The sequence below is a fragment of the Streptomyces sp. NBC_01591 genome (assembly GCF_035918155.1).
Classification (GTDB): domain Bacteria; phylum Actinomycetota; class Actinomycetes; order Streptomycetales; family Streptomycetaceae; genus Streptomyces.
This window is the reverse complement of record NZ_CP109327.1, coordinates 4,207,640-4,224,994: the sequence shown is the minus strand read 5'-3', so window position 1 is coordinate 4,224,994 and position 17,355 is coordinate 4,207,640. Positions and strand designations below refer to the sequence as shown.

The following is a 17,355-nucleotide window of genomic DNA, read 5'->3' as shown; positions in this document are numbered from 1 at the left end:
CGACAGCTTCTCAGGCCACGTGTGCCAGAAGGTGCTGGACCAGAGTGATCAGGGCCCGCGCGGACGACTTCTCGTCCCGGGCGTCGCAGTACACGACCGGGGTGTCCGGCAGCAGATCGAGAGCCTCGCGCAACTCCTCCTCGGCATGCCGGGAGTACGGATCGAAGCTGTTGACCGCGACCGCGTACTCCAGCCCGTACGTCTCGACCAGGTCGATCACCGGGAAGGTGTCGGCGAGACGGGCCGGATCGACGAGGAGCAGCGCGCCGAGCGAGCCGCGCGCCATGTCCTCCCACAGCTCCACGAAGCGCTGCTGGCCCGGCGTGCCGAACAGGTACAGCACCAGCTCGTCGCTGAGCGTCAGACGGCCGAAGTCCAGCGCGACCGTCGTGGTCACCTTGTCGGGTGCGCCCCGCAGATCGTCGATGTGCGCGCCGGCCTGCGTCATCCGCTCCTCGGTGCGCAGCGGAGTGATCTCGGAGAGGGTGCCGATGAGCGTCGTCTTGCCCACGGCGAAGTGCCCGACGACGAGGATCTTCGCCGCACGCCGCACCGCGTCCGGCACATAGATGCTGTCAGCCGAACCGGACGTGGAGTCCATGCAACACCTCTTCGAGGATCTTCCTGTCAACGAGCTGAGCCGGCGGTGGCGCCTTGCGGCGCATCAGATGACCCTGTTCCGCTAAGTCGTTCAGCAGCAGCCGCGCCACACCCACCGGCTGCCCGAGGTGGCCCGCCACCTCGGCCACCGACAGATAGCCGCCGGAGCACAGCTCCCAGATGGCCCGGACCTCGGGGCTGGGGTTCGGGGGCGGCTGCCGGTCGGGTGCGATGGTGACCAGGGTGACGAGGGAGAGCCCCTCCGCATCGGGCAGGCCGCGCCCGCCGGTGATGACGTAGGACCGTACGAATCCGCTGCTGACCGCCTGCTCCTCGCCCGGCATCGTCATGCGTCGATCCCCGCGTCCTGGCGGGGAGGTGTGGTCATCGCCTTCCCCAGCGCGGTGACCTGTTGCTGCATGCGGAAGGACATGGCCTCCATGTCCACATCGGCCGCGGCGGCCGCCGCGAGGTAGGCGCCGGTACCCGCCGCGATCAGGAAGATCCAGCCGTGGTCGTACTCCAGCAGCGTCTGACGCCAGCGGCCCGGGGCCTGGGCCCCGATGAAGGGCGCGACGGCCCGGCTCAGCGACTGCATGGAACTCATCGCGGCCGCCACGGTCTCCGCGTCGTCCCGGCCGATCTCACTGGAGTTGGCCAGCAGCAGACCGTCGGCGGAGACGAGGATCGCATGCCGTGCGCCGGGCACCTGGAGAACATCGTTGAGCACCCAGGACAGATCGGGGTTCACTGGAACTCGGGTCCTTCCGTCGTCGTCATGTCACGCCCGGACCGTGTTCCGCGCTGGAACGCGCCCAGACGGGAAGCGGTCTCCTCGTTGCTGCGCACCGGCCCGGGCTCGGCCGACGGCACCACGGACACCGGGCTCTTGCGACGGCGCTTGGGCAGGCCACCGGCGGTGGTGGCGGCGGGCCCGATGGGCTGCGGAGCGGGGGCCGGCTGCGCGGCCGGCGGGAACAGCGGTGTCGGAGACGGCGCGGGCGCCTGACGCCGGGGGAGTGCCGCCACGTCCGCGTCGTAGTGGCCGACGGCGACCGGGGGCGGCGAGGGCACATCGCCGGTGAGCAGCTCGTCGGGCAGAAGAACCACCGCGCGTACACCTCCATAGGGCGATACGGAGTCCACCGAGACCCTGAACCCGTAGCGGGCGGCGAGCACGCCGGAGACGGCGAACCCGAACTGCGGGGGAATGCCCAGGCTGGAGACGCTGATCGCGGCCTGCGGCGCGAGGAGAGCTGCCGCGCGGTCCTTCTCCTCCTGGCCCATGCCGAGACCGGCGTCGTCGACGATGAGGCAGACGCCCGTCGGGACGGCCTGGATGTTGATCTCCACCGGGGTGCCGGGGGCGGAGTAGTTGGTGGCGTTGGCCAGCAGCTCGGCGAGGACGACCGCGACGGGTTCCACGGCCTTGCTGACGACCGAGAAGTTCACCTGCCCGTTGACCCGCACCCGGTCGAACTGCCGGATACGGCCCTGGGCGCTGCGGGCCACGTCGAAGACGGAGGCGACGGTCTCCCGGCGCCCGAGCCAGCCGCCGCACAGCACCGCGATGCCCTGCGCCCTGCGCCCGAACTGGCTGTTGGCGTGGTCGATGGCCATCAGGTCGGCCAGCATGCCGGGGTCGTCGCCGTACTTCTTCTGGGCGTTCTCGATGACCACCTGCTGCTCGTCCGCAAGACCCTGGAGGGTACGCACGGCGGCCTTGAGGACCGCCTTGGTCTCCTCCTCGGCGTCCTTGCGGACGTCGGCCAGCTCGGCGGAGTACTGGTGCGTCAGACCTGTGTGGGCGACGTGTAGTTCGTCCCGTTGCCGTTGCAACATGTCGCGTTGCTGATGGAGTTCGGCGTTCTGTCTGCGCAGCCCGATGTTGGTCTTGCGAGCCCGCATAACGGCACCCACGGCGACCAGCGCAACGACAACCAGCGCCCACAGAAGAGGGCCCTGTGCAAATGTCATGAGACTCACTTCAAGTGCCATGGCTATGGATACGGCTTGACACTCCCTCATGTGCCACAGGCACCGGGCTGGTCGAGCCACGGCTTGCGCCACCCAGGGAAGGCCCCTCCGGATGTGGGGCCGAGGAGTTCATCCCTCCCGGAATGCCCCCATACGCCATCAGCCCACTGGAAGTAAGATGATCTTAACATCGGTCAGGCAGGCAATTGTCAAGACCGACACGCCAGTTGCACTCCTGACGCGAAATGTTCACATCCGGGGTGCCCGAGGCGGCCCGGAGAGCAGGCGGGTGGATCGCGGTGCGATCGCCACGATCGTGGCGATGCGCATCGACGTCGCCTGATCCGCATCGCGGGTCAGGCCCGTGGCAGGGTCAGTCCCAGACCAGGTTGAGGGAGCGTTCGAAGTTGACGTATCCGGCGCGGGCGAAGGACTTCGCCATGGGGACGTTGCCGAGGTCCGTCGAGGCCCTGATCCGGTCGACGCCCTCGGCGGCCAGGATGCGGGTGCCCTCGGCGAGGATGTCGTCGATGTAGCCGTTGCCGCGGTGTGCGGGCAGGACACCGATGTACGCGATAATCGGGTGGTAGCTGTTGCGGGCCGGAACCACGAAGCCCACCGGACCTCCCCCATCGGGGAGTTCGGCGATGCGCCACCACTCGTGCGGGCTCTTGAACCCGGCGAACTCTCCGTCGTAGTGCCGTTCCGCCGCTTCGCGCGGGCTCAGTCCGGATGCCAGGTCCGCCTGGCCGTGGGCGTCGAGGGTGCCCTCCATGACCGGGGTCATCAGGGCGATGAGGTCCTCGCGGTGGGCCACCGGGCGGAAGACGAGACGCCCTCTGGACTCCGGGAGCAGGGACGACGGGGTCCACTGCAGCCGTAGGCGCTCGACCAGCAGCCGTGCTCCGGTGCTCTCCAGCACGCGCGTGCGGGATTCGACCACCTCGCGGGCCGCGGGGTCCTCATGCCAGTCGGGCGGGACGAAGCGGCCGTACTCCGGCAGCTTCGCGCCCGCCGGGAAGACGGTCGACGTCGCCGTCTCGAACAGCCGCAGGCCGATCTCGTCGCGGTCGGCCCGGGGCAGCGTGTCGTCGATGTCGAAGAAGTCGAACTGCAGCGGGACGTCACCGCCCGGGGTCGTCCACCAGGCGAGCCGGGCGAGGAGACGGTCGCCGTCCAGGGCCACCCATGCCCACTCGGGGCGGCGGCAGCCGTTGGCGAAGTCCGCGGTCAGTTCGTGGTCGAGAACGTAGGAGAGCCGGCAGAAGAGATCGATCTCCTCGGGGCCGGTCAGAGGCCGGTAGCTCACCGATGTCAGTTTCAAATCAACTCCTGTGAAGGGATACAGCGCTCCGGGCCCGGTATGTCGTGCTGGTCGGGCACGTTGGGTGTCCGTGCCGTGGGCGTCGAGGGCCGCATGCCGCTCAGGCCGATTCGAGGATCGGGCGGATTTCGAGCGCCTCGGGGGTGGGGAAGCCGCCGGCCAGCTCGATGGCCTCGGCGTGGTCGGCCACCTCCAGCACGAACCAGCCGCCGAGGGTTTCCTCGCCGCTGTGCACGGGCCCCTCGGTCACCGCCGCGGACCCGTCCGCCGTCTTGCGCACGGTGACAGGGCCTTGGTGCTCGGTGTCGAGGGCGTCGCCGCCCGCCAGCTTGCCCGCTGCCGCGAGCTCGCCGATCCAGGTCTCGTACGCCTTTCGGTAGGCGGCGCGGTCGGCCTGGATCAGGGCGCGTGACGCATCCGTCTCGAAGATCACGAGGGCGTATTTCATGGGGTGTTCCTCTGTTCGGTGTTCTTGGTGGTGAGGGTGGTTCCGGTGGTGGTCGGTTCGATGCGGGCCAGTGCGCCCGTCTCCAGGGCCGTCCACAGGGCGCCGTCCGGGCCCACCGTGATGCCGTGCGGCTCGGAACCCGGGGTCGGCAGGTCATGGACGGTGACCGTGCCGTCGGAGGTGAGCGAGCCGACTCGGTTCCCACCCCATTCGGTGAACCAGGCCGTTCCGTCTGCGTCGGTCGTGACGGCGTGCGGCCTGGCGGAGCGGTCGGGCAGCGGGTACTCGGTGATGCGGCCGTCGGGTGTCAGCCGGCCGATCTGACCGGCCGCGATCTCGGTGAACCAGACACTTCCGTCCGGGCCCACGGCGATCCCCACCGGTGCGGCCGCCTCGGTGGGCAGCTCGTGGACCGTGATGCGGCCGTCCATGCCGATACGGCCGATGGCGTTGGCCTGGTTCATGGTGAACCACATCGAGTCCCCGGCCGCGGCGATGGCGGAGGGGAACGCTTCGGTGCGGGGCAGTGGATACTCGGTGACCGTGCCGTCGGTGGTGACGCGGCCGATGCGGTCGGCGGCGGTCTCGGTGAACCACAGCGCGCCGTCCGGCCCCGCCGCGATGCCGAAGGGCCCGCACTCCGCGGTCGGCAGCGCGAACTCCGTCACCTGGCCGGCGGGCGTGATCCGCCCGATCCGGTGCCCCCGGTACTGCGTGAACCACAGCGCACCGTCCGGCCCGTTACAGATGACCGTCGGACCGCTGTCCGGGGCGAGCTGATGACTGGTCGGCTCCTGTCCCGGGATCAGCCGGCCGATCCTGCCGCTGTGCACCAGGGTGAACCACAGCGCGCCGTCCGGGCCCGTGGTGAGCGCGTACGGGCCGCTCTCGCGGTCGGACACCGCGAACTCCTCGACGGTTCGGGGCGTCACTGCTGCTCCAGATCTTCGGTGGCGGCGATGCACTCGATGTCCTTGGGGGATCCCGCCATGATGGTCCGGGCGTGCTCGGTCACCAGCGCCCCCATCGACGGGTGGGCGGCGCCCGTCATCAGGAACCGGGTGCCCGTCGTGATCCCACAGTACTTGCCGGTGATCAGCCGTTCGGGACCGTACGCGTACAGCACGTTGCGCTGTGCGAAGTCGGTCGCGCCGTCGGGGTCGCCGTAGTAGGTGAAGTCACCCGCCACGACCTTCGTCCCGTCGACCAGTGGCTTGAGGAAGACGACACGCTCGTGGGCGGACAGGGGGTGGACGGTGCTCGGATCAGGTGTCACGCGGGAATCTCTCCGTGAGGGTTCGTACTCGGCGGGCGGAGCACAGGGCGGCGAGGTCTCACGCCCGATGAGGTGCGCGCCTTCCGGGCCATCGGCCGACTTGAGCGGGCATCTCCTGCCGCCTCGCGCCGGCTCGTGTCACCCGAGGGAAGCCTCCCGGCCTGGTCCCCAGCATGCGCACCGGGGCAGCCCGGGAACAACGGCCGGTCTTGTTATGGTCGTTAACCCATAGGTTAACGACTCCGGGGCCCGGAATGGAGTCGGGGGACAGGGTGGAACTGCGGGACATAGAGATCTTCCTGACGCTCGCGGAGGAGCTCCACTTCGGCCGCCGCGCCGAGCGCCTGCATGTCTCCCCGGCCCGTGTCAGTCAGGCGATCAAGAAGCAGGAACGCGCCATTGGCGCCCAGCTCTTCGAGCGCACAAGCCGCCAGGTGCGGCTGACCCCCGTCGGAGAGGCGGTGCTCCAGCGGCTGAAGCCGGCATATGAGGGTATCCAGGACGCCCTGGCGGAGGTGATCAACGTCGCCCGCCAATCGGCCGGCACGCTGACGCTGGGGGTCATGGGCGCACAGATGCACGACATGGCCCCGGTCCTGACCCGCTTCCGGTCCCGGCACCCGTCCGTCGAACTCCGTTTCCGGGAAGTGTTCTTCAGCGATCCGTTCGGAGCCTTGCGGGCCGGCGAGGTCGACGCGGTGACCACGTGGCTGCCGGTTCGCGAGCCGGACCTGACCGTCGGGGCGCTGCTGCGCGAGGAACCCCTCCATCTGATGACGGCCGCGGGCCACCCGCTCGCCCAACAGGAGTCGTTGAGCATGGAGGTGCTCGGCGATCACATCGTGCCGCGCCTGAATGGCCCCATACCCGCCTACTGGGAGGCCGCCGTCCTGCCCGCCCGCACTCCGGCCGGACGCCCCGTCCGCCGCGGCCCGGCCGTCACCACCTTCTACGAGATCCTTGCCCTCGTCGCGGCAGGCGACGCGGTCTGCCCCGTCCCCGACGAGGGACGGCGCTACAACGCGCAGACCGACGTCGTCTACCTCCCCCTCCACGACGCTCCGCCCGTCCAGTGGGCCCTGATCTGGCGCACGGACCGCGCGACCCCGCTGGTACGTGCACTCGCCCAGGCGGCGACAGACTGAAGGAACTCGATCGCGCGTCGGAGATGTGCCGGCGCCGGCCCCCCGCCCCGCCCGCGATCGGTCGCTCCGCCGGCCGACGCGTCGCATCGCGGGCGGGCCCACCCGCGATGCGACGCGTCATGTGTCAGTGGGTCAGGACTTGACCAGGGTGATCGAGGTGGTGTTGTCACCGGCGTTGACGGTCACCGGGTAGTCGCGGTCGTCCGCCGAGCCGAAGCCGCGGAACATGGCGGTACCGGGGCGGAAGGACAGCCCGGGCTCCATCGCGGTGACGGGAATGGTGACGTTCCACGGAACGGGGGCGCCCGGGGTGCAGTCGACCGTCTCGCCCTCGTACCTGCCGACCGCCTCGCCGCTCTTCTGAGTCTGGGCGACCAGGCCCGAGAGCGATATGCGGGCCGGCTTGTTGCAGGTGGCCGTGCCGCCGACGGTGACCTCTCCGGTCTTGCTGTCGACCTTGCCCTCGGGGTTCAGGCCGAGCCCGATGGCCAGCTCGGCCGGGGGCTCGGCGGTGCGGGCGTGGACCTCGCCGCGCAGGGGCAGCGTGGAACCGTTGCAGTACTGCTCGAAGGTGGCGTCGAGCTCGCGGATGTAGCCGTAGGGGCCGTAGGAGATGTGGGAGACGGTGAAGGAGCCGGTGCTGGTGTTGCACCAGCGGTCGTCCGCGCCGAACTCCAGCTGCGGGTCCTCCGGTTGGGCGTAGGGCCAGCGCGATGCCCCGGTGTAGGTGGCGCCTTCGGTCAGCTTCTGGCCCTCGGGGGCCTGGAGGTGGAGGGACCAGCGCTTGCCTTCGGGGGTGACGATCGTGACCCCCACGGCGCTCTGGGCGGTGGGTCCCGAGACGTCGAACATCTCGACCGACCCGGCCGTGAACTCCTGGGACTGACCGTCGGAGACGAACTCACCCGCCTCGCCGCTGAACGCCAGCGACCCGGAGACCGCCTCGTGGGCCTGCGCGGTGCCGGACAGTGGAGCCGCCGCCACTGCCAAGGCCATCGCCGCCGTGAGAACGGCCGCCGCACGGGCCGCCCTGCGCCCGGTCATGCTGCTCTTCATCAAGCTTCTTCCTCCTGGGAGAACGTTGCCCGTCCCGGTGGACCGGAACGGGGCTGCACACACGTCACCGCATGGCAGGTACCGGTCGGACCGGACCCAGGGGGGCGGCTGCAATCTCTCCTCGGCGACGCGGGAAGGAAGCTAACAGCACCCACTGACAACACCGATGAGGGGCATGCGGAACGTCATCAGCGGGGGTGGACGGGGCGGGCGGAGGCAAGCGGAGGACGATCAGCCCACGCAGGGGACGAGCACGCGGCTCCGACCATTCCAAGCTCGACCACTATCCGAGACGGTCGGTCTTGAATAGTGGATGCGATGCCATAGTTTCAACCTGCACGCACCAGGAAGGAACAGGGAGGACCGCAGTGCGCCGTTGGATGATGCGGTCGCGGTCCTGACCTTCACGAGCACCGATGCGCTGCCGGCGATGACATGTGCCTCAAGGATCTCGGGGAGCGCGGCGAAGTGCTCGGCCGAATCACCCATCCAGGACGTGGAGTCGACCGTCACGTAGGCCAGTACCCCGTATCCCACCGCCGCCGGATCGACCTCGACCGCGGTACGCCGGATCACGCCGCGCTCCCGCAGCTTCCGGACGCGTTCGTGAGTGGCGCCGGCCGAGAGCCCGACGGTCTTGCTCAGCGCGGCGTATGGCTGGGTGGCGTCCTGCTGGACCGGGGCGGGCAGCCACCCGAGGACGTGAAGATGCGGTCCAGGTGGTGGCGCAGTACCTCGGTGGCCGACTCCGGCTGCCGCTGGCCCACCAGGATGCTGGTGCCCATGGCCGCCGCCATGGCGAGCAGGCCGATGGCCTCCGTGCGTGCGTCCACGCCGGGATCGGCCAGGCCGGCCTCCTGGGCCTGACGCAGCAGGCCGGTCAGGGCGTCCTCGGCGGCGTCGGGGTTGTCGATGAAGGGCTGGGCGGCCAGCGCCTCGTCGGTCACGGACAGGATCGCGTACGAGGTGTAGAGGAGGTGGAAGGTCCGGCTCTCCTCGTCGGTGGGGAGAGAGGTCAGCAGCAGCGCCTCGGCGGTCGCGCGCGGCCCGGGGTCCGCGCCAACGGCCCGGAGGCGGGCGCCTACTCGTGCGGTGAACCGGTCGGTCAGGTGCTGGAGCCCGTAGAGCAGCAGCTTCTCCTTGGTCCCGAAGTAGTACTGCACGAGCCGCAGCGATACGCCGGCCTCGGCCGCCACGTCCCGCATGCCGACCGCGTGCAGTCCGCGCCGTCCGGCGACCCGGACGAGCGCCTCGGCGATCTGGCCCCGCCGTTCCTCGTGGTCCACGCGTTTCGGCATCTCTCGTGTCTCCACCCGTCGGTCGTGCCTGCGCGGTCCGGCTGCCCGGACCTCTTCATGGTACCGCCGTACCAGCATAGTGATACGGTCGTATTACGAAGGATGAATCCTCATCGGAGGTGCTGCCGTGCCCGAGAACACAACCCGCGTCCGCCGTGATGTCGGCCGCTATGTCAACGATGCCCTGCGCGACCGGTACTTCGCCGCCTGTGAGGCCGTCTACGCGCTGGGTGCGCCGGCCCGTTCCGAGACGGACGTCGAGACCGGCTTCGGCACCACGCACGTCTACCGGTACGGCCCCACCGACCCGGCAGCCGAGACCCGCACTCCGGTCGTCCTGATCCACGGTGCCGGAGGCTGCTCCGCGCAGTGGTACCCCAACACCCGGGCGCTCGGCGCCGAGCGCCCCGTCTACGCCCTCGACACCCCTGGCGACCCCGGCCGCAGTGTGCACCGGGAGCCCATGTGGCAGCCCGAGCGCGCCGCCCAGTGGATGGACGAGGCCCTCGACGCGCTCGGCCTGGACCGGGTCCACCTCGTCGGCTCCTCCTACGGAGGCTGGCTCGTCATCAACCAGGCACACCTGCGGCCCGGCAGGCTCGCCTCCGTCACCGCCCTCGATCCGGGCGGCCTGGAGAAGGTGGGCCTGCGCTTCTTCGCCTGGGTCTTCGCCAGCCTCTTCGCCACCTTCGCACCCAAGGCGCTGCGCCCACGCCTGGCGGCCTGGCTGGAGCAGCCGGTCCTCATCGTGCCGGAGTTGCGCGCGATGGTCCGGACGGGCGTACGGGCCTTCCGCATCCGCCGCCCCGCGCCCCTGCCGCTGTCCGACGAGCAACTGGGCTCCATCCGGACGCCGTTCAACCTGATCATGGGCAAGCGCAGCCTGCTGGTGCACCCGCAGCGGCAATTGGAGCGGGTGCCACGCCTGATCCCCGGAGCCCGCGCCGACATCATCGCCGCGACCGGTCATGGACCGCAGCTCGACTTCCCCGACCTGGTCAACGCCCAGATGCTGAGCTTCATGGAGGACGTCGACGCCCTCGGCCTCGGCCTCGACCCGTCCGCGAGCCGGGGCGGCGGTCCTGCTGTCGGCTGAAAGGCGCTGAACGGTGTAAAGCTCCCCCGCTACCCGCTACCCGCTATCCGCGACCGCGCAACCAAGCGACCCGGCCGGCGACGATCGGCCTGCTCCGAATGGGGCCCGAGGGTTGCCCCCGCCGACTTGGCAAGCGAGCCGGCCGCGTCGAGGACCGTAAGAGCAGGATGCGTGCTGTGGCCGCCCGGCCACGTGGCCGGGGACCCGGAAATCAGGGGTCATGGAAGGCGCGGCGACGACGACCACTTCGCCCTCTTGGCGGTGCCGTCGCCCCGCCCCCTGTCGGTGGGCGGCGGCTGTCGGCTCAATCGAGGGTGGCGAGATGATCGGCGTCGCCGCCGCGCCACTCGATGAGGAAGATGGTCGCGTCGTCGCTGGTGACGCCGCCTCGTTCCTGTTTCAGGGCGTGGGAGAGCGCGCGCACCACCGGCCGCACCGCCGTGTGGTCACGGACGGCTCGGTTGGTCCACTCGATGAGTTGCTCCTCACCGAACTCTTCCCCACCGGCTTGATGCTCTTCGATCAGGCCATCGGTGAAACACAGCAACCGGTCCCCGGGCTGCAGCATCCGCTCGCTGACCACCGGCTCCTCACCGCCGAAGCCGACCGGCAATGTGGTCGGGCTCTCCAACCGGTCCACCACGGCGCGGCCACGGATCAGCAGCGGTGCCGGGTGGCCGGCATTGACCCATTGCAGCCGGCCCGTGGCGGTGTTCAGACGCATCATCTGCGCGGTGACAAAGTGATCGTTGCCGAACTGCTCACCGATGGCCCTGTCCATGAATGCGTACACCTGGGACAGGCCGGTGTTGGCCCGTCGCGTGTGGCGGTAGGCCCCGATGGCCACCGTCGCCATGGTCGCCGCGTCCAGGCCGTGGCCCATCGCGTCGATCATGGCCACATGAAGGATGTCGCCGTTGAGGGCGTAGTCGAAACTGTCGCCGGCCACGTCGTACGCGGGCTCCAGAATTCCGGCTACCTCGACCTGCGGAACCGTCATCGACAGCGGAGGCAGCAACGACCACTGGATCTCTGCGGCCACGCTCATCGAGGTGCGGCGTCGGGCCTGGAAGAACAGGTCGGTGTAGGCGTCCTTGGTCACGATCATGTCTGCGACCAGCCCGGCGAGTCTGCGCAGCAACCGCCGGTCGTCGTCGTCGATGCTGTCCAGGGTGATGGCCATCGCCCCGACCTGGTCACTGCCGTCCAGCAGCGGCAAATACATCCGCACGGTGCCGTCCTGCGGTACCTCTACCGTTCTGCGGCTCAGGAACGCCTCCCCGGCGGGGGACCCCTCGACCGGTTCGGGGCCCTCAACCATCAACCCCCGGCCCGGCAGCGGCACCAGCAGCGTCTGTTCGTAGTCCTGCAAGAGGATCGAGACGTCCCGGCCACCGACCCTGGCCACCTCTTCCGCAACGAGCGGGGCGATCAACTGCGGCGGCATCTCGTGAGCCCGGTCCAGCAGCAAACCCAGCAACCGCTCACCAAACCCCTCTGACCGGTCCACCCCGAATTTGCCCGGCTTTCGCCCGCCTTCGGTCATCGGTGCTTGCATCCCCTTCATACCGCGGCATGGGAATTCAGTGGGTGGTCGGTTGTGTGGCGTCGGTACTAAGCGGTGCCACCCCGGATGGGGAGCAGCTTCTCCCTCCCTCCAGGTGCGGGCGCCTTCAGCGCCGACATGGGGCCTGACCAGGCCAGGCGCTGGCGGGGCGGCCCGTCCGGGGGCGCACGGGGCACCGTTGCTGACCGCTGTTTGCCGTGCTGAAGGGCACGGATGGGGCACGACGGCCGCGGACCGCACTGCCGTCATACTCGGTGGGGGCGCCTCACCGTTCCCGTTCCACCAACTCCTTGAAGTGCTCGAGGTCGTCCCGTACAAGCCGTTCGATCGCGGTCGCCTGGGCGAATCCCTTCGGCCCGCCGAACGCCTCCTTGACGGTGCCCGGGTCGTACTCGATCCGGGCCTGGACTCGGGTGTGCTCCTGGTCGATGGGCAGCAGTGAGAAGGTTCCCGCCAGGTCGGGACCGCTCGTGGTCTGCCACTCCATCCTGTGTTCCTTGCCACGGTCGGTGATCTCGGCTTCGAACTCCTGAACCCGGCCGCCGACGTCGACGTCCAGGCGCGTCCGGTGCCCGTCCTCCGAACGAGCCTCGCGTACTCCTTCGACGAACCGCGGATAGGTCTCCGCACGGTGGAGGCGTTCCCAGGCCGCAGCGATCGGAATATCGACGTCTATCTGTTCTTCGAGAGTGCTCATCGGCCACCTCGCAACTCGATTGACGGTTTACGGGGCCATATCTCCATTGTCGCCTCCAGAGGGTCGATGGGGGCCGGCGTCGATGTCCGTGGGCCGGCGGACCGGTGCTGTCCGTCCTCGGCGTTCCGGGGCACGGGCACAAGGACCGCGGGGGTTCAGGCGGGCCCGACTCCGAGTTCGCGGCCGCGGTAGAAGCCTTCCTGCTCCTCGACGATGTAAGGGGCCATGGCCTCACGCCGCTGCGTCTCGGCCGCGGAGGCCCGCCAGGAGTCGCACGCTTCCTTGGTATCCCAGAACGACACCCCGGTGATCTCTTGCCCGTCCTCGGACCAGTACGCGTAGGCGCGGCGCAGCTCCCGCGGGTACGGGTCCGGGCGCCAGGCCCTCTCGAACTCCTCCAACGCGCCCGGCTTGATGCGGCGTGTCGTCACCCAGACAAAGTGCTCCACCATCGCGGCCTCCTCCGGAACGCCGGTACGACTTGATGGCGCCCTCTCGAGCCATCGTAGGTTTGTGGCACCGCTTCCGCCCCTGCTGCCGGGGGAGCGCGGTCGCCCCAGGTCGCTGAGCGGGCCCGAGCGACGGGCAGGAGCTGACGAGCAGGCGTCGGTGTCGTACCCCATCATCAAGGGAAGTCGGCTGTTCCAATCGCCGAAGGCGAAGGCGGTGAAACCGTGCTCCTGATTCACGGCAGCACATGTGACTCCGGTGACGGGCCGCCCCGGTGCGACCCGTTCACGGCGTCGCACCGGGTGATCGTGGCCGAGTTCGACTTGCCGGTCCTCGGCTGGATCGCGGCCCTGCCGGCCCCGGCCGCCCACGGCTGACCCGTCATGGACCTCAGCCCGACGTGTCCGCACTCAAGGTGAGCGGCGCAGCCGTTACTTCCTGTCGAGTTGGAGCGAGCCGCTGTAGTCAGCCGTGATCGTGTGGCCGTAGAACGGGTCCGTGCCGGTGGTGCGGGCAATCACGGTGGCCTCGCCGCGCTGGAACGGTGCGCTGCCCGTGGGCGTCGCCTGCGCGGTCCACGGTGTGGGTTCGCCCGGCACACACGCCACCTTTGTGCTGTACGAGCCGCGGACCGTGGAGGCGTCGACGGTCTGGCTCACTGTGCCGTACGACTCGACCGTGACAGGCGAATTGCATGTGACCGTGCCGTGGACGACAGCCTTCCCGGTGCCCCTGTCGGCGATGCCGTCGGCGGCGACCTGCAGCCCAACCACGGTCTCGGCGGGCGGCTCCGGACTGTTCAGGCGAACTTCGCCGCGCACCGACTCTGTGGCTCCCGGACAATGCTGCTCGAAGGAAGCGTCGAGAGCCTTCACATAACCGTGGGTCGCGAACTCCACGGAGCGGATGGTGAAGGAGCCCTCGGCAAGACAGTCCCGGCCGTTGCCTCTGAGCTCGATCCGGGGCTCGCCCGGGGCCGGATTGGCCTTGGCGCCGGTGTAGGTGCCGGGCACCAGCGGCTGGGACGGGCCCCACGGTGCCTCAAGGTGCAAGGACCACGTGTCGCCGTTGGCACTGTCGACAAACACGCCGACGCCGGTTCCGAGACCGTCGCTGGTGGTGTAGCCCTGGACGGTCATTCCGTCCTGGGAGCCCTCGCCATCGGTGTAGGAGTACGACTGTCCGGCGCTGATGTACTCGCCGGCATCCCCGCTGAAGGCGAAGGTTCCGGACTCGACGTCGTATGCCTGTGCAGTGCCGCCGCCCAGCAGGCCCGACGCAACAGCCGTAAAGGCCAGCGCGGCAGCGAGGCCGGTGGTGATGCGCGTGTAGGCGTTCTTGTGCGCGCGGAATCTCAAGAAAACTCCAAGGGTAGATAGAGGGAGTGAAGTGCGGCAGCCGGTTCAGCTCTTGCGGAGGGACACGTTGGCCGTCCCGAGGTCGGTGACGACCGTGTGCTCGTACACCGGATCAGTTGCCTGCGCCTTGAACTCGACCGTGGCATCACCCCTTTCGAAGGGGACGCCGCCGACGATGGTCCCGTCCGCCGCCCAGGCGGCAGGCGTGCCCGGTGTGCAGTCCACCCGCGTGTAGTACGAGGCAGTCGCAAGGCCACCCTTGGCCACGACTTGGTCGATGCTGCCGTTCACCAGCACGTTGACCGGTTCGGTGCAGGTCACGGTGCCGTGCACGGCGGGTTTCCCGCTTGCTCCGACCGTGCCGGAGGCGGCGATGTCGACGCCCAGCGTCAGCTCCGCGGGCGGCAGTGGGTTGGTGAGGTGGACCTGGCCAGTGAGCCCGGGGTCAGTGCCCTCGCAGTTCTGCTCGAAGCTCGCGTCCAGAGCTTCCACATAGCCGCGCGGTCCGAGGACCAGGCGGTCGATGGTGAAGGATCCCTCGGACTCACAGCCGTAGAACGTGCCGCTGACGGAGAGCTTCGGCGCACCGAGCGTCGGTGTATCGGCGGCGCCGGTGTATGTTCCCGGGGCCAACTGCTTCCCGTACTCCGCCCCCATGACGACACTCCACCGATCGCCGCTGGCGCCGTCTTGGACGATGACGGTGATCTGGTTCCCGTCGTTGTCCCAGCCGGCGTACATGGCGTCGGCCGAACCTTCGCCGTCGGTGTACGAGTAGGAGTAACCGCCGCCGACGGGGTCCCCGACTTCGCTGACGACATCGAACGTCCCGGATTCCACCTCGACGGCATACGCCGGAGAACTCGCCAGAAGGCCCGTTGTCACCGCCCCAATGGCCAGGGACGCTCCGATGGTCCGGGCGAGCCGGGTGAACGCGCGTAACCGGACAAACATGTTCTTTATCCCCCAAGGGTGATTGATGAGCTTGCTGGGAGCTCCTGCCGTGGGGGGCGGCGTGAGGAGTATCCCAACCCCGAAGCGATCTTCACAACCCTGCGCCCACTCCGTGATCAAGGGGGTGGCCGGGCCCACCGGCTTCGACCGCCGGCGTGATCAGGTCCGCCACACCTCCCGCTGCCTGGCCTGCGCCTGGACCTACTCCACCGACACCTACGCAACACCCGCCGCGCCGGTCCGGCGGCCCGCACTGTGTACGGTGCGGGGCCGACTACCGAGGGGGTGCGCGCCCGCGTCGCGCGCGCCCGCCCCGGTGGTGTGCGCTAGGGCCTGTCCGGCGGATCAGCGCCCTGTCCGACCCTGATCCGCCGGGCAGGCCCTAGGCGGCCGGCGCCAGGGCCTCCGCCTCGCCGCGCTCCAGCTGTGCGGTCAGGGCGGTACGCGCGCGGGCCACCCGGGAGCGGACCGTGCCGACCGGGCAGCCCGCCGCGCGGGCGGCCTCCGCGTAGGAGAGCCCGAGCAACTGGGTGAGAACGAACGCCTGCCGACGGTCGTACGGGAGCGCGGCCAGGAGTTCCTGGAGCGCCACCCCTTCCTCGAAGCCGGGCAGCCCTGTCGGCTGGGCGCGCTCGACGGTCGCGCGCCAGTCGTCGGTGTCGGCGAGCAGGGGCCGCGCGGCGGCCCTGCGGAAGTCGTCGACGACGGTGCGGCGCGCGATGGTGAGGAGCCAGGTACGGGCCGAGGAGCGGCCCTCGAAGCGGTGCAGAGTGCGCAGCGCGCGCAGGAACGTGTCCTGCGCGAGGTCCTCGGCGGCCTGCGGGTCGGCGGACAGGTGGGCCACGTACCGCACGACGTCGCGGTGCAGGGCCCGTACGAAGGCGTCGGCAGCCTCGCGGTCCCCGGCGCGGGCGGCGAGCGCCCAGCCGGTCGAGACGGTGTCCTCCGCCGTCCTGTCGCGCGGGACGGAGGCGCACTGTGACCCGCGCGGGGCGGGCAGTGTGGTGTTCATCGCCAGGTGTGTCCTTCACGGATCGGTCCGGCACCCGGGCGTCCGGTCACGGCGCGGGGTCGCGCACCGCGGCTACGGCGCGCGGGGCGGCGCGGGGGACGGGGTCCGGGTCTCCGGTGAATGGGGCACCCGGGCCCTTCGGGGCCGGGTGTGCCGGAGGACTCCCGCTGCGTGCGGGCGCGGCGGCGGACCGGTCGGCGACCGGTCGCGTGCCAGGGGGTGTACGTCCTCCGGAATGCCTGCCGCGTCCTCAGAACGCGGCGAGCACCCCGGGCGGCCCGCGCCGGTCCCGCGCGCGAGCGCACCGCAGGCCCAGCGGCAGCCGGTCGCTCAGGCCCCGGTGGGGGCGCAGGCGGCGGCGCGGGGTCGGCAATGGCGCTGTGAGAAGGGGATGAAGGGGAGTGAGTAGCCAGCCCGCGACCGCGCGCAGGACCTGGAAGGCGGCGCGTTCGCCGCGGGCCAGCCACAGGCCGCAGACGAGGGCGGCAAGGACGTGCGCGGCGAGCATCCCCGTCGAGGACATCCCGGCCATGTCGTGGCCCAGGTGGACCATCGAGCCCATGTGGCCCATGGCGGAGGCGTGATCCATGCCGGCCATGTGTTCCATGCCGGTCATCGCGCCGCCCGCGGCCGAGTGGTCCATGCCTGCCACGTGGTGCATGCCCGCCATGGCGTCCGTCGGCGCCGCGCCCGCTCCGGCCTCGTACGAGCCCGTACCGCCGTACTCCGTGCTGTCGCCGTCCGTTGAGGACAGGTTGTCGTACAGGAAGCGCGTGGGCGATGTCGTGGTGGCGGTCCGCGTGACCGTACCCCCGATGGTTCCGAGGGCGGACTGCGCGGCGGCGAAGGCGTTGTGCAGCACGCCCTGGGTCGCGACGGCGAGGCCCGTGACAAGCCAGGGGCCGCGTTCGCGGGCGGCGAACCACCAGCCGGGAACCGCGAGCGCAAGGAAGCCGGTGGCGAGCACCCAGAAGGGAATCGGGGCCTCGGACATGAGGACGTGCCCGGTCGCGGCGAGCGTGACGGAGACGGCGGCGAACATCGCCGCCCTCACCGCGCGTCCGACCGGTCCCGCTTCCATGGCGCCTCATCCTCCC

General features: G+C 70.0%; 20 protein-coding genes and 1 pseudogene. 3 read left to right on the top strand and 18 right to left on the bottom strand.

Going from position 1 to position 17,355, the window contains the following annotated elements:
* Positions 1-10: 10 nt before the first annotated feature.
* The 8 genes from OG978_RS19615 to OG978_RS19580 all read right to left on the bottom strand — a co-directional run bounded on the left by OG978_RS19615 (position 11) and on the right by OG978_RS19580 (position 5,625).
* A complete protein-coding gene (locus OG978_RS19615) occupies positions 11-601 on the bottom strand; it encodes a GTP-binding protein (protein ID WP_093547819.1) in 591 nt (196 codons plus the stop codon).
* On the bottom strand, positions 576-950 hold the full coding sequence (locus OG978_RS19610) for a DUF742 domain-containing protein (RefSeq protein WP_326766475.1): 375 nt from the start codon (positions 948-950) through the stop codon (positions 576-578). The genes OG978_RS19615 and OG978_RS19610 overlap by 26 nt, the downstream gene beginning before the upstream one ends.
* Entirely contained in the window at positions 947-1,351 is a 405-nt protein-coding gene (locus tag OG978_RS19605) for a roadblock/LC7 domain-containing protein (RefSeq protein WP_326766474.1), read from the bottom strand. The genes OG978_RS19610 and OG978_RS19605 overlap by 4 nt, the downstream gene beginning before the upstream one ends.
* The gene (locus OG978_RS19600) at positions 1,348-2,577 is read right to left on the bottom strand and encodes an ATP-binding protein (RefSeq protein ID WP_326766473.1); all 1,230 of its coding nucleotides are present in this window, start codon (positions 2,575-2,577) and stop codon (positions 1,348-1,350) included. Before OG978_RS19600 ends, OG978_RS19605 begins: the two co-directional genes overlap by 4 nt.
* A 373-nt stretch (positions 2,578-2,950) precedes the next feature.
* A complete protein-coding gene (locus OG978_RS19595) occupies positions 2,951-3,886 on the bottom strand; it encodes a GNAT family N-acetyltransferase (protein WP_326766472.1) in 936 nt (311 codons plus the stop codon).
* Positions 3,887-4,001: 115 nt separating this feature from the next.
* On the bottom strand, positions 4,002-4,349 hold the full coding sequence (locus OG978_RS19590) for a YciI family protein (protein ID WP_326766471.1): 348 nt from the start codon (positions 4,347-4,349) through the stop codon (positions 4,002-4,004).
* The gene (locus OG978_RS19585; RefSeq protein WP_326766470.1) at positions 4,346-5,281 is read right to left on the bottom strand and encodes a Vgb family protein; all 936 of its coding nucleotides are present in this window, start codon (positions 5,279-5,281) and stop codon (positions 4,346-4,348) included. Before OG978_RS19585 ends, OG978_RS19590 begins: the two co-directional genes overlap by 4 nt.
* Complete coding sequence (locus OG978_RS19580; RefSeq protein WP_326766469.1) at positions 5,278-5,625, bottom strand: hypothetical protein; 348 nt, start codon at positions 5,623-5,625, stop codon at positions 5,278-5,280. Before OG978_RS19580 ends, OG978_RS19585 begins: the two co-directional genes overlap by 4 nt.
* A gap of 272 nt (positions 5,626-5,897) precedes the next feature.
* Between OG978_RS19580 and OG978_RS19575 the strand changes: the two genes are divergently transcribed.
* Positions 5,898-6,770 carry a LysR family transcriptional regulator gene (locus tag OG978_RS19575; RefSeq protein WP_326766468.1) on the top strand — a complete coding sequence of 291 codons (873 nt, stop codon included), beginning with the start codon at positions 5,898-5,900 and terminating at the stop codon, positions 6,768-6,770.
* Between the two features lie 132 nt (positions 6,771-6,902).
* On the opposite strand, the gene OG978_RS19570 is transcribed toward OG978_RS19575, so the two are convergent.
* The 3 genes and pseudogenes from OG978_RS19570 to OG978_RS19560 all read right to left on the bottom strand — a co-directional run bounded on the left by OG978_RS19570 (position 6,903) and on the right by OG978_RS19560 (position 9,124).
* On the bottom strand, positions 6,903-7,826 hold the full coding sequence (locus OG978_RS19570; protein ID WP_326766467.1) for a hypothetical protein: 924 nt from the start codon (positions 7,824-7,826) through the stop codon (positions 6,903-6,905).
* Positions 7,827-8,213: 387 nt separating this feature from the next.
* Positions 8,214-8,516 (bottom strand): annotated as a pseudogene (locus OG978_RS19565) (Lrp/AsnC family transcriptional regulator); the annotation flags it as partial.
* On the bottom strand, positions 8,468-9,124 hold the full coding sequence (locus tag OG978_RS19560) for a TetR/AcrR family transcriptional regulator (protein WP_326766466.1): 657 nt from the start codon (positions 9,122-9,124) through the stop codon (positions 8,468-8,470). The pseudogene OG978_RS19565 and the gene OG978_RS19560, both read right to left, overlap by 49 nt.
* Before the next feature lie 127 nt (positions 9,125-9,251).
* Here OG978_RS19560 and OG978_RS19555 point away from each other — a divergent pair, with 127 nt between their 5' ends.
* On the top strand, positions 9,252-10,220 hold the full coding sequence (locus OG978_RS19555) for an alpha/beta fold hydrolase (RefSeq protein WP_326766465.1): 969 nt from the start codon (positions 9,252-9,254) through the stop codon (positions 10,218-10,220).
* Positions 10,221-10,524: 304 nt separating this feature from the next.
* On the opposite strand, the gene OG978_RS19550 is transcribed toward OG978_RS19555, so the two are convergent.
* The 3 genes from OG978_RS19550 to OG978_RS19540 form a co-directional block, all read right to left on the bottom strand.
* On the bottom strand, positions 10,525-11,766 hold the full coding sequence (locus OG978_RS19550; RefSeq protein ID WP_326770089.1) for a PP2C family protein-serine/threonine phosphatase: 1,242 nt from the start codon (positions 11,764-11,766) through the stop codon (positions 10,525-10,527).
* Positions 11,767-12,052: 286 nt separating this feature from the next.
* The gene (locus OG978_RS19545) at positions 12,053-12,484 is read right to left on the bottom strand and encodes an SRPBCC family protein (protein WP_326766464.1); all 432 of its coding nucleotides are present in this window, start codon (positions 12,482-12,484) and stop codon (positions 12,053-12,055) included.
* A gap of 155 nt (positions 12,485-12,639) precedes the next feature.
* Positions 12,640-12,936, bottom strand: coding sequence for a hypothetical protein (locus OG978_RS19540; protein ID WP_326766463.1), 297 nt, complete (start codon positions 12,934-12,936; stop codon positions 12,640-12,642).
* 222 nt (positions 12,937-13,158) lie between these two features.
* On the opposite strand from OG978_RS19540, the gene OG978_RS19535 reads away from it, so the two are divergent.
* Complete coding sequence (locus OG978_RS19535) at positions 13,159-13,311, top strand: hypothetical protein (protein WP_326766462.1); 153 nt, start codon at positions 13,159-13,161, stop codon at positions 13,309-13,311.
* Positions 13,312-13,365: 54 nt separating this feature from the next.
* Here the strand turns inward: OG978_RS19535 and OG978_RS19530 are convergent, their stop codons facing one another.
* The 4 genes from OG978_RS19530 to OG978_RS19515 form a co-directional block, all read right to left on the bottom strand.
* Positions 13,366-14,292, bottom strand: coding sequence for a hypothetical protein (locus tag OG978_RS19530; protein WP_326766461.1), 927 nt, complete (start codon positions 14,290-14,292; stop codon positions 13,366-13,368).
* Between the two features lie 45 nt (positions 14,293-14,337).
* Positions 14,338-15,132 (bottom strand): hypothetical protein, encoded by a 795-nt coding sequence (locus OG978_RS19525; RefSeq protein ID WP_326766460.1) that lies wholly within the window; start codon positions 15,130-15,132, stop codon positions 14,338-14,340.
* A 496-nt stretch (positions 15,133-15,628) separates the two neighbouring features.
* Positions 15,629-16,258: a sigma-70 family RNA polymerase sigma factor gene (locus OG978_RS19520; RefSeq protein ID WP_326766459.1), complete on the bottom strand. Its 630-nt coding sequence runs from the start codon at positions 16,256-16,258 to the stop codon at positions 15,629-15,631.
* Positions 16,259-16,508: 250 nt separating this feature from the next.
* Positions 16,509-17,339, bottom strand: coding sequence for a hypothetical protein (locus tag OG978_RS19515; RefSeq protein WP_326766458.1), 831 nt, complete (start codon positions 17,337-17,339; stop codon positions 16,509-16,511).
* Positions 17,340-17,355: the final 16 nt, after the last annotated feature.

Bases quoted from the DNA above. Each gene is read 5' to 3' on its own strand.
- OG978_RS19600 (WP_326766473.1), bottom strand. From the start codon at position 2,577: ATGACATTTGCACAGGGCCCTCTTCTGTGGGCGCTGGTTGTCGTTGCG.
- OG978_RS19550 (WP_326770089.1), bottom strand. From the start codon at position 11,766: ATGACCGAAGGCGGGCGAAAGCCGGGCAAATTCGGGGTGGACCGGTCA.
- OG978_RS19590 (WP_326766471.1), bottom strand. From the start codon at position 4,349: ATGAAATACGCCCTCGTGATCTTCGAGACGGATGCGTCACGCGCCCTG.
- OG978_RS19520 (WP_326766459.1), bottom strand. From the start codon at position 16,258: ATGAACACCACACTGCCCGCCCCGCGCGGGTCACAGTGCGCCTCCGTC.
- OG978_RS19570 (WP_326766467.1), bottom strand. From the start codon at position 7,826: ATGAAGAGCAGCATGACCGGGCGCAGGGCGGCCCGTGCGGCGGCCGTT.
- OG978_RS19560 (WP_326766466.1), bottom strand. From the start codon at position 9,124: ATGCCGAAACGCGTGGACCACGAGGAACGGCGGGGCCAGATCGCCGAG.
- OG978_RS19615 (WP_093547819.1), bottom strand. From the start codon at position 601: ATGGACTCCACGTCCGGTTCGGCTGACAGCATCTATGTGCCGGACGCG.
- OG978_RS19610 (WP_326766475.1), bottom strand. From the start codon at position 950: ATGACGATGCCGGGCGAGGAGCAGGCGGTCAGCAGCGGATTCGTACGG.
- OG978_RS19545 (WP_326766464.1), bottom strand. From the start codon at position 12,484: ATGAGCACTCTCGAAGAACAGATAGACGTCGATATTCCGATCGCTGCG.
- OG978_RS19540 (WP_326766463.1), bottom strand. From the start codon at position 12,936: ATGGTGGAGCACTTTGTCTGGGTGACGACACGCCGCATCAAGCCGGGC.
- OG978_RS19515 (WP_326766458.1), bottom strand. From the start codon at position 17,339: ATGGAAGCGGGACCGGTCGGACGCGCGGTGAGGGCGGCGATGTTCGCC.